Source organism: Paracoccus sp. (in: a-proteobacteria), from assembly GCF_030536915.1.
In the GTDB taxonomy this organism is placed as follows: Bacteria; Pseudomonadota; Alphaproteobacteria; order Rhodobacterales; family Rhodobacteraceae; genus Paracoccus.
In genome coordinates this window covers 1-10,005 of the sequence record NZ_JAUNPC010000011.1, presented here as the reverse complement: position 1 = coordinate 10,005, position 10,005 = coordinate 1, and the positions used below count along the sequence as shown (strand labels likewise).

11 protein-coding genes are annotated in these 10,005 nt (G+C 68.3%); 5 read left to right on the top strand and 6 right to left on the bottom strand.

Annotation, left to right across the window (positions count from 1 at the left end; genetic code table 11):
* A partial coding sequence (locus Q4F04_RS03570; RefSeq protein ID WP_303368457.1) for an aminotransferase class III-fold pyridoxal phosphate-dependent enzyme occupies window positions 1–563 on the bottom strand: 563 nt, incomplete at its 3' end.
* Window positions 564–726: 163 nt separating this feature from the next.
* Here Q4F04_RS03570 and Q4F04_RS03565 point away from each other — a divergent pair.
* Together Q4F04_RS03565 and miaB are read left to right on the top strand one after the other, a co-directional pair.
* On the top strand, window positions 727–1,173 hold the full coding sequence (locus Q4F04_RS03565) for a DUF2380 domain-containing protein (RefSeq protein ID WP_303368456.1): 447 nt from the start codon (window positions 727–729) through the stop codon (window positions 1,171–1,173).
* Window positions 1,174–1,233: 60 nt separating this feature from the next.
* Entirely contained in the window at window positions 1,234–2,541 is a 1,308-nt protein-coding gene (gene miaB, locus Q4F04_RS03560; RefSeq protein ID WP_303368455.1) for a tRNA (N6-isopentenyl adenosine(37)-C2)-methylthiotransferase MiaB, read from the top strand.
* Here miaB and Q4F04_RS03555 read toward each other — a convergent pair.
* From Q4F04_RS03555 to proS, 5 genes are read right to left on the bottom strand one after another with little or no spacing between them, the layout of a single operon-like run.
* Complete coding sequence (locus Q4F04_RS03555) at window positions 2,538–2,831, bottom strand: CcdB family protein (protein WP_303368454.1); 294 nt, start codon at window positions 2,829–2,831, stop codon at window positions 2,538–2,540. The two genes, miaB and Q4F04_RS03555, sit on opposite strands and share 4 nt — an antisense overlap.
* Window positions 2,832–2,834: 3 nt before the next feature.
* On the bottom strand, window positions 2,835–3,053 hold the full coding sequence (locus Q4F04_RS03550) for a type II toxin-antitoxin system CcdA family antitoxin (protein ID WP_303368453.1): 219 nt from the start codon (window positions 3,051–3,053) through the stop codon (window positions 2,835–2,837).
* Window positions 3,054–3,100: 47 nt separating this feature from the next.
* On the bottom strand, window positions 3,101–3,613 hold the full coding sequence (locus Q4F04_RS03545) for a DUF1643 domain-containing protein (RefSeq protein WP_303368452.1): 513 nt from the start codon (window positions 3,611–3,613) through the stop codon (window positions 3,101–3,103).
* Window positions 3,610–4,092: a DUF2937 family protein gene (locus Q4F04_RS03540; RefSeq protein ID WP_303368451.1), complete on the bottom strand. Its 483-nt coding sequence runs from the start codon at window positions 4,090–4,092 to the stop codon at window positions 3,610–3,612. The genes Q4F04_RS03545 and Q4F04_RS03540 overlap by 4 nt, the downstream gene beginning before the upstream one ends.
* Window positions 4,089–5,447, bottom strand: coding sequence for a proline--tRNA ligase (proS, locus tag Q4F04_RS03535; protein ID WP_303368450.1), 1,359 nt, complete (start codon window positions 5,445–5,447; stop codon window positions 4,089–4,091). The genes Q4F04_RS03540 and proS overlap by 4 nt, the downstream gene beginning before the upstream one ends.
* A gap of 176 nt (window positions 5,448–5,623) precedes the next feature.
* Between proS and Q4F04_RS03530 the strand changes: the two genes are divergently transcribed.
* The 3 genes from Q4F04_RS03530 to Q4F04_RS03520 all read left to right on the top strand — a co-directional run.
* Complete coding sequence (locus Q4F04_RS03530; RefSeq protein WP_303368449.1) at window positions 5,624–7,039, top strand: AI-2E family transporter; 1,416 nt, start codon at window positions 5,624–5,626, stop codon at window positions 7,037–7,039.
* 5 nt (window positions 7,040–7,044) lie between these two features.
* A complete protein-coding gene (locus tag Q4F04_RS03525; protein ID WP_303368448.1) occupies window positions 7,045–7,734 on the top strand; it encodes a chromosomal replication initiator DnaA in 690 nt (229 codons plus the stop codon).
* Between the two features lie 150 nt (window positions 7,735–7,884).
* Window positions 7,885–10,005 (top strand): RNA degradosome polyphosphate kinase (locus tag Q4F04_RS03520; protein ID WP_303368447.1); only part of this gene is annotated, 2,121 nt, incomplete at its 3' end.

Sequence of the window (10,005 nt, the reverse complement as noted above, 5' to 3'; positions counted from 1 at the left end):
TTCCCCTCGCGCCAGAAATGCGGGCAGGTCAGGTGGATGAAGCCGTCCAGCGGCAGGCCGAAGACCTCGTTATAGGGCTTGCCGGTCATGCTGGCCGACACGGCCGTGACCCCGTGATAGGCATTCCAGCGCGTCAGGATCTTGCGGCGCTGCGGCTTGCCTTCGGCCCGGTGCAGGAACCACAGCATCTTGACCATGGTGTCGTTCGCTTCCGACCCCGAGTTCGTATAGAACACCTTGCCGCGCTGGAAGGGCGAGACCTCGACCAGCTTTTCCGACAGCATCACCGTCTGGTCCGACATCCGCCCGAAGAAGGCGTGATAGCCGGGGAAGCGGTCGTATTGCGCCTTGGCGGCCTGGGTCAGCCCCGGATGGTCGAAGCCCGCGACCATGTTCCACAGCCCCGAGTTCGAATCGAGCCACTTCCGCCCCTGCGTGTCGAACACATAGGGCCCCTCGCCATGGGTCAGGACGATGGTGCCGCGGCTTTCGACGCTGGGCAGGTCGGTGAAGCCATACATCGAAACGGTTTCGGCGCGTGCGGCCCAGCTCTTGTCGTCCATGATCGCCTCCAATGCGGATGGCGCAAGGCTATCCGGGCGCGCGGCCGGGTTCAACAAAACCATCTGCGGCGCGGGGGCGGCGGGCTGGCGGACTAGGACATTGGTCGGACTGTCGCGGCTTTGCGCGCAGGATCATCCTGCAGGGGCAGGGATGGAGGACGCCATGCGGAAGCTTCTGTTCGCGCTGGCCTTGCTGCCGATGCCGCTGATGGCGCAGGACCTGGCGATCCCGCCGGTCAAGATGCTGGACACCTCGCACGAGGTGCGGGACCAGCAGGCGGACCACGACCGCCGCATGGCGCTGATGGAAAGCATCCTTGCCGAAGAACTGTCCGGCAGGCTCGTCAGCCGAGACGACATCGCCGGCGCCTGCCCGCGCGAGACGACCGAGTGCCTCGTCACCGCGCTGCGCGAGCGGGGGGCCGAACGCGGGCTGTTCATCGTCGTGCAGAAGACCAGCACCCTGATCCTGCAGGCTTTCGCCAGCCTCGTCGATCTGGAGGGCGAGAAGCTGGTGACGCACAGCGAACTCAGCTTCCGCGGCGACAATGACGAGGCGTGGCGGAAGGCCGCGCATTTCCTTGCGGACAAGCTGCGGGACGCGGGATAGCGGCGCTTTCCCCGGCGGTCCCGTGACGCTATATGGGCCGGGTTCCACGGAAAGCGCGCCATGACCGACCAGACCCCCAAGCGGCTGTTCATCAAGACCTACGGCTGCCAGATGAACGTCTATGACAGCCAGCGCATGGCCGAGGCCATGGGCGCGGAAGGCTATGTCCAGACCGACCGGCCCGAGGATGCGGACATGGTGCTGCTGAACACCTGCCACATCCGGGAAAAGGCGGCCGAGAAGCTGTATTCCGACCTCGGGCGGCTGAAGCCGCTGAAGGGCACGCGCCCCGACCTGAAGATCGGCGTCGCGGGCTGCGTGGCGCAGGCCGAGGGCGAGGAGATCATCCGCCGGATGCCGCTGGTGGACCTGGTCGTCGGCCCGCAGGCCTATCACCGCCTGCCCGCCATGGCGCGGGGCGAGGCTCCGCCCGTGGACACCGACTTCCCCCCCGAGGACAAGTTCGACCACCTGCCGGCTCGCGCCGCGACCCGCCGCGCGCCCGCCGCCTTCCTGACCGTGCAGGAGGGCTGCGACAAGTTCTGCGCCTTCTGCGTCGTCCCCTATACCCGCGGGGCCGAGGTCAGCCGCCCGGCCGAGCGCATCCTGGCTGAAGCCCGCGACCTCGTGGCCCGCGGCGTGCGCGAGATCACCCTGCTGGGCCAGAACGTCAACGGCTGGCACGGCGAGGCGGGCGAGGGCTTCGGCACCCTGATCCGCCGGATCGCGGAGATCGAGGGTCTCGACCGCATCCGCTATACGACCAGCCACCCCAACGACATGGCCGATGACCTGATCGACGCGCACCGGGATATTCCGCAATTGATGCCCTACCTGCACCTGCCCGTGCAGTCGGGGTCCGACCGCATCCTCAAGGCGATGAACCGCAAGCACACGGCGGACCACTATCTGCGCCTGATCGACCGCATCCGCGCGGCGCGGCCCGACATCATGCTGACCTCGGACTTCATCGTGGGATTTCCCGGCGAAACGGACGAGGACCACGCCGCGACCCTGCGGTTGGTGGAACAGGTGGGCTTCGGCACCGCCTTCAGCTTCAAGTATTCGCCGCGTCCGGGCACCCCCGCCTTCGACCGCCCGATGGTCGAGGATGCCGTGGCGGATGCGCGACTGCAGGAACTGCAGGCGCTGCTGGACTGCCAGCAGAAGGCGGCGCAAGTGTCGATGGTAGGCCGCACGCTGGGCGTGTTGTTCGAGAAGCCGGGGCGCCTACCGGGGCAGTTGGTCGGGAAGTCGGACTACCTGCATTCCGTCTTCGTCCACGCGCCTGCCGCGCAGGTGGGCGACTTGGTGCAGGTGCGGATCAAGGCAAGCGCCTCGAACTCGCTGGAGGGCGAACTGGCCTAGAAGCCGTGGGTCAGGATGTCGATGGCGCGGAAGATTTCGTCGCGCCACGATGCCGCCGAGCCGATTGCCGGGCCGAGATCGCGGGGCCGCATGGCCGACATCTGCGGGATGCGGACCATCCATGTCCGGTCGTCGAAGAGGACCACCGGCGTCAGTTGCGCCAGCGTCGCGCGTTCATCGACCCGGAACATTGGCGCGACGAGGCGCGATTGCGGCAGGTCGATGAGGTCCGTCTGCAGGTCAACGACGTGCAGCCCGTCCGGTAGCCGATGGATGTCGAACTGCGCCAAGGTTCAGAACATCCGGTATTTCTCAAGCGGCAGGCCATGCTCCTCGACCTCGCGGGCATAGGCGGCCAGCGCCTCGCGGTTCTCCTCGACCCAGCGGCGGTTGCGTTCCAGCTTGACGGCGTGGCGCAGCGCGTCCTCGGCGATGCGGGACAGGTTCAGGCCGTAGTCGCGGGCCTCGTGGATGACAGAGTCCTCGACAGTCAGGTTCAGACGGGCGCGCATCGTGTCACCTCCATGCGCATGAAGGATGCGCGGGTGTAGTCCCTGTGTCAATCGGCGATGAAGGGCTGCGGCGTCATGGCATAGGCCAGATGCAGCGGGTGCCGCGGCTGGCCCGTTTTCGTCAGGCCGAGGTGCAGCGCCTCGGCGCCCGCTTGGCGGAACAGGGCCAGCGCCGCCCGTGCGCGGTCCGGCTTGGCGTGCATTCCCCAGCCGCAGACGACGCGCTGCGCCCAGACCGCGGCGTTCTGCAGGGCGGCGTCGTTCCCTTCACCGACCGGATCGGCAGTGGTGCGAAGGTCCTTTGGATAGGTGGCGCGGAAGGCGTAGAGGTTCACAATCCGGTAGGCGCCGCAGCCCATCGCACGCGTCCGCGCCTCGCAGCGGGCGATGGTCGGGTCGTTGCGGCGTTCGTCCACAGTCGAGGGGTTCAGCATCACCCAGGCAAGCCGGGGCAGCGTCGCGTGCCAGACCCGCGTCAGGCTGTAGCGGTAACGCTCGCAGTCCGAGAACACCGCTTCGGACTCGACCTCGCCCGCCCGATGGCGGCGGATCAGCGTCATGCCTCCTGCTCGCCCCGGCGGAACAGCATCAGCGGCAGGCCGGCGAGGAACCAGCCCAGCAGGAAGCCGAAGCCCGTGGCCCAGAACCCCGCTGTCGTCAGCGGCACCGCCGGGCGGAAGTCGCCCCATGTGGCCGCGATCGTTTCGGTGTCGCGCATCCGGTGAGGCAGGGCGATCCGTTCCAGCGGCGAGGCGGCGCGCAGCAGGCCGAGGTCGCTTTCGATCCGCGCCAGCCGCGTGAAGACGCGGCCCATGTCCTGCCCGTGCGAATCGAGGAACGCGGACCCTGCGATCTGCTCCAGCGCCGCTTGCCGGGTCAGACCGGCGCGGTCGGCGCTGGTGTCGAACTCGGCCGCGACCTGGCGCAGGGCGTCCGCCTGGCCGCCCAGTCGCTGGACATACTGGTCCGAGAAGGCGGGGAACTGCGACAGCGCCAGCGCAAAGGCCAGCGCCACCACCAGGCGGAACAGCCCGCTCAAGGCTTGTAGGCCGCCGCGAAGACGGGGGCGTAGATGTCGGTCAGCCGGGCGACGGCTTCCGAGGCCGAGATCTCGGCCGACTCGCCGGTGCGGCGGTTGGTCAGTTCCACCACGTTGTTGGCCAAGCCCCGCGGACCCACGGTGATGCGCCAGGGCAGGCCGATCAGGTCCATGGTGGCGAACTTGGCGCCCGCCCGTTCGTCGCGGTCATCGTAGAGGACTTCGAGGCCACGCGCCGACAGTTCCCGCTCCAGCGCCTCGCAGGCGCTGTCGGTGGAGGCGTCGCCCTGCTTGAGGTTGACCAGCCCGACATGGAAGGGGGTCACGCCCTCGGGCCAGATGATGCCCTTGTCGTCGTGGCTGGCCTCGATGATCGCGCCCAACAGGCGGGAAACGCCGATGCCGTGACTGCCCATGTGGACCGGGGTGCGGCTTCCGTCGGGGCCGACCACGGTGGCGCCCATCGGTTCCGAATACTTGGTGCCGAAATAGAAGATCTGCCCGACCTCGATCCCGCGGGCGGACTTGCGGCGCTCTTCGGGGATCTGGGCGAAGACCGCCTCGTCATGGGTTTCGTCGGTGCGGGCGTAGCGGCTGGTGAACTCTTCCAGCACGGCGGCGCAGGCGGCGTGGTCGTCATAGTCGATCTGCCGGTCGCCAAAGGTCAGGTCGGTGATCTCGGCGTCATAGAAGACCTCGGATTCGCCGGTTTCCGCCAACACAAGGAATTCATGCGTGTTCTCGCCGCCGATGGGGCCGCTGTCGGCGCGCATCGGGATCGCCTGCAGGCCCATGCGTTCATACGTCCGCAGGTAGCTGACGAGGTGCCGGTTATAGGCGTGCAGCGCGTCTTCCTTGGTCAGGTCGAAGTTGTAGCCGTCCTTCATCAGGAACTCGCGCCCGCGCATGACGCCGAAGCGGGGGCGGATCTCGTCCCGGAACTTCCACTGGATCTGGTACAGCGTCAGCGGCAGGTCCTTGTAGCTGTTCACATGGCCGCGGAAGATGTCGGTGATCATCTCCTCGTTGGTGGGGCCATAGAGCATCTCGCGTTTGTGGCGGTCGGTGACGCGCAGCATCTCCTCGCCGTAATCGTCATAGCGGCCGGATTCACGCCACAGGTCGGCTGGTTGCAGCGTGGGCATCAGGACGGGGATATGCCCGGCGCGCTGCTGTTCCTCGTGGACGATCTGTTCGACCCGGCGCAGGACCTTCAGGCCCAGCGGCAGCCAGGAATAGATGCCCGCCGACTGCTGCTTGATCATGCCCGCGCGCAGCATCAGCCGGTGGCTGACGATCTGCGCCTCGGAAGGGTTCTCTTTCAGGACGGGCAGGAAATAGCGCGACAGACGCATGGGCTTGACCTTTGGCGAGTTCAGGCGCCGGGTTAGCGGATCGCCCCGCGCGGGGCAACGGTCGCGGCCGGGCGCAAGCGCGCTTGCGCCGCTGGACGGGACGCGACAAAGAAGGTCACGGGCGGGACTTTCCGCCATGGACCATGGCCGGACCCGGCCGGAACGGAGCGTGCGCGATGCGGTTTGCCGGCAGCAAGCAGGCGATCTGGTGGGTAGGCGTGGCGCTGATCCTGGCGCTGGTCCTGTGGGTGCTGGGGGGTGCGATCATGCCCTTCCTGCTGGGCATGGCCATCGCCTATTTCCTCGACCCCGTGGCCGACCGGCTGGAACGGGCGGGGCTGTCGCGCGTCTTCGCCGTCATCCTGATCACCGCCATCGTCGTCCTGGCGCTGGCCGGCGCGCTGGTCTGGCTGGTGCCGCTGCTGATCCGGCAGGGCACGCAACTGGTGGAAACCGCCCCCGCCATGATCGACCGGCTGCAGGAACTGGTGCAGCGGCGATTCCCGCAACTGCTGCCCGACGGCGGTTTCGTGGACAACGCGATCGAGCAGGGGCGCACGACGCTGGCCGCCAGCATCGGCACCATCATGGGCACCGTCATGGGTTCGCTGAACGGCGTCATCGGCTTCGTCATGGTCATGGTGATCTCGCCGGTCGTGGCCTTCTACATGCTGCTGGACTGGGACCGGATGGTGCGCCGCATCGATGCGCTGCTGCCGCGGCCGCATCTGGACACGCTGCGGGGGATCTTCGGGCAGATCAACGACAGCATCTCGGGCTTCGTGCGCGGGCAGGCGGTCGTCATCCTGATCCTCGCGGTGTTCTATTCGGTGGGGCTGGCGATCGTCCAACTGCCCTTCGGCATCGTCATCGGGGTTTCGGCGGCCTCGCTGTCCTTCATCCCTTATGTCGGCACACTGCTGGGCGGCGTCATGTCCATCGGGGTGGCGCTGTTCACCTTCTGGGGGGAACCGGCCCGCATCATCGCGGTGGCGGGCATCTTCGTCGCCGGGCAGATGCTGGAAGGCAACTACCTGCAGCCCAAGATCGTCGGCGGCCATGTCGGGCTGCACCCGGTCTGGCTGATGCTGGCGCTCAGCGTCTTCGGCACGCTTTTCGGCTTTGTCGGGCTGCTGGTCGCGGTGCCGCTGGGCGCGGCGGTGGGGGTGATCGTCCGCTACTCGGTCGACCGCTACAAGGTCAGCCCCCTTTACACCGGCGCCGAGGCGCCGCCGCCCGTGCCCACGCCCACGCTGATCGAGATCGTGCCGCGCGGCACCGTCGCCCGCCGCTTCGCGACCGAGCGACGCACCCATGAAGAGGCCGTGCGCGACGCGCGGATCGAATCGGCCCGCGACGAGGCCGCGATCATCGCCCAGGAGGCGGCCGAGGACGACCACGCCAGCGTCGCCGTGGCCGAGGTCGAGGTGAAATGGCCCGAGGCGCCCCCGGTCATGGGCACCGGGCAGCCGAACCCGCGCGTGCGGACCTGGGGGGGACGGACCCGGAACGGCACCGACCCGCAGGACCCGGAGGAGCGCCACGCCCCCCGCACCACCGCCGAGATGATCGAGGAAGGGCGGAAGGGCTGAGCGGGGTGGCGCGGCAACTGACGCTTGATCTGCGGACGCCCCCGGCCCTGTCGCGGACGGATTTCCTGCCCGCGCCCGCCAATGCCGAGGCCATGGCGCTGCTGGACCGCCCGCGCGACTGGCCGCAGGGCCGGTTGCTGCTGGTCGGGCCGGAGGCGTCGGGCAAGTCGCACCTTGCCGCCTTCTGGGCGGCCGAGAACGGGGCGCAGCGGGTCCGCGCCTCGGCCCTGCGGCCCGAGATGGCGGATGCGCTGGTCGGCATCGAAGGCGCGCTGGTGGTCGAGGACGCCCATCGCGCCGGGGGCGCGGCGGGGGCCGAGCTTGCGCTGTTCCACCTGTGGAACCTTGCCGCCGAACGGGGCGCGCTGCTGCTGATCACGGCGCGGACGCCGCCGCGCGACTGGGGGCTGGCGCTGCCCGACCTGGCCTCGCGCATGGCCTCGACCGCGCTTGTGCGGCTGGAACGTCCGGACGAGCCGCTGCTGACCGCGGTGCTGGTCAAGCTGTTCGCCGACCGCCAGTTGTCGCCCGGACCGGGCGTGGTCGAGGCGCTGGTGCGCCACATGGACCGCGACTTGGGCCTTGCCCGTCGCCTCGTGGCCGAGATCGACCGCGCCGCCCTGTCCGAAGGCCGCGCGGTGACGCGCCCGCTGGCGATGGCCGCGCTGGAGCGGCTGAACGGCGGCCTTGCCTGAGGCCGCGCGGGCGCAGCGGGGGTTCCCCCGGAATCTCCGGCCCGGAAAGAAGCACAAGGCCTTGAGATGCCGGGCCGCATCCGTTTGACAGCGGGGCGCATGGGGGCCACAAGTCGGGCGGTTGCTTGACCCTTGCCGCGTGATCGTTTCATGACCCAGGCCGATTTCCTCAAATGCCCGTTCCCGCCGGCCCGCGCCCTGCCGGACGGGCCGCCGACCGGGCCTGCGCGGTTCTTCAACCGGGAAATGAGCTGGCTCAGCTTCAACTGGCGGGTGCTGGACGAAGCGAGGAACCCGCGCGTGCCGCTGCTGGAACGGCTGCGCTTCCTGTCGATCTCGGCCACCAACCTTGACGAGTTCTACACCGTCCGCGTCGCCGGGCTGATGGAGCTGGTGCGCGAGGGTAACGCCACGCCTTCGGACGACGGATTGACCCCGGCCGAGCAGTTGAGCCTGATCAACGCCGACGCCCGCCGCCTGATGGGCGCGCAGCAGACCGTCTGGAACAAGCTGCGCCGCGAGATGGAGCGGGCGGGAATCGTCATCCTGTCGCGGTCCCGCGTCACCCGCGCCGAGGCGGCCTTCCTGCGCCAGCATTTCATCGAACAGGTGTTTCCGATCCTGACCCCCATGGCGGTCGATCCGGCGCATCCCTTTCCCTTCATCCCGAACGCGGGCTTCAGCCTTGCGCTGGAACTGGCCCGCGAGTCGGACGGCCAGCAGATGCAGGCGCTTCTGCCGATCCCGGGCCAGCTCAAGCGGTTCATTCCGCTGCCGGGCGGGCAGCGCTTCCTGCGGCTGGAGGACCTGCTGCTGATGCACCTGTCGCGCCTGTTCCCCGGTTATCGCGACATCGGCCATTGCGCCTTCCGCGTTCTGCGCGACAGCGATCTTGAGGTCGAGGACGAGGCCGAGGACCTGGTGCGCGAGTTCGAGACGGCGCTGAAGCGCCGCCGGCGGGGCGAGGTGATCCGGCTGAAGATCACCGCCGGCTCGCCCGACCGGCTGCGCCGGACCATCATGCAGGAACTGGACGTCGGCCCCGACGAGGTGGTCGAGGTCGAGGGACTTCTGGGCATGGCCGATGTCAGCGAACTGGTGCTGGACAGCCGCCGCGACCTGCAATGGCCCTCGTTCACGCCGCGGGTGCCGGAACGGGTGCAGGACCATGATGGCGACATGTTCGCGGCCATCCGGCAGAAGGACATGCTGCTGCACCACCCCTACGAGACCTTCGACATGGTCATCCGATTCCTGAACCAGGCGGCGCGCGACCCGGACGTGGTGGCGATCAAGCAGACGCTTTACCGCACTAGCCGCGACAGCCCGATCGTGGACGCGCTGTGCGAGGCGGCCGAAAGCGGCAAGTCCGTCACCGCGCTGGTCGAACTGAAGGCGCGCTTCGACGAGGCCGCGAACATCCGCCAGTCGCGGCGGCTGGAGCGCGCGGGCGCCCATGTCGTCTATGGCTTCATGCAGCTCAAGACCCACGCCAAGATCTCCAGCGTGGTCCGGCGCGAGGGCGAAAGGCTGGTGACATACACCCATTACGGGACCGGCAACTACCACCCGATCACCGCCCGCATCTATACCGACCTGTCGCTGTTCACCTGCGACCCGGCGCTGGGGCGGGATGCGGCCAAGGTCTTCAACTTCCTGTCGGGCTACGTCCAGCCCGCCGAGCTGGAGAACCTTGCCATCAGCCCCATCGACCTGAAATCGACCCTGATCGACCTGATCGGGCGCGAGGCGGAATATGCCCGTCGCGGCCGCCCGGCCGAGATCTGGGCCAAGATGAACAGCCTGATCGAGAAGGATGTGATCGACGCGCTTTACGCCGCCTCGGCCGCGGGGGTGAAGATCAACCTCGTGGTGCGCGGCATCTGCGGGGTCCGCCCCGGCATCGCGGGGCTGTCGGAAAACATCCGGGTCAAGTCCATCGTCGGCCGCTTTCTGGAACACAGCCGCATCGTCTGCTTCGGCAACGGCCACGGGCTGCCCTCGCGCAAGGCGCGGGTCTTCATCAGTTCGGCCGACTGGATGGCCCGAAACCTGTCCCGCCGGGTGGAAACCCTGGTCGAATGCATGAACGACACGGTCAAGGCGCAGATCACCAGCCAGATCATGGCCGCCAACATGGCCGACGAGGCGCAGAGCTGGCTGTTGCAACCGGATGGCCGCTATCTGCGTCATCTTCCCGAGGACCGTGACGACCTGTTCAACTGTCACCGCTTCTTCATGGAGAACCCCTCCCTGTCGGGGCGGGGCACG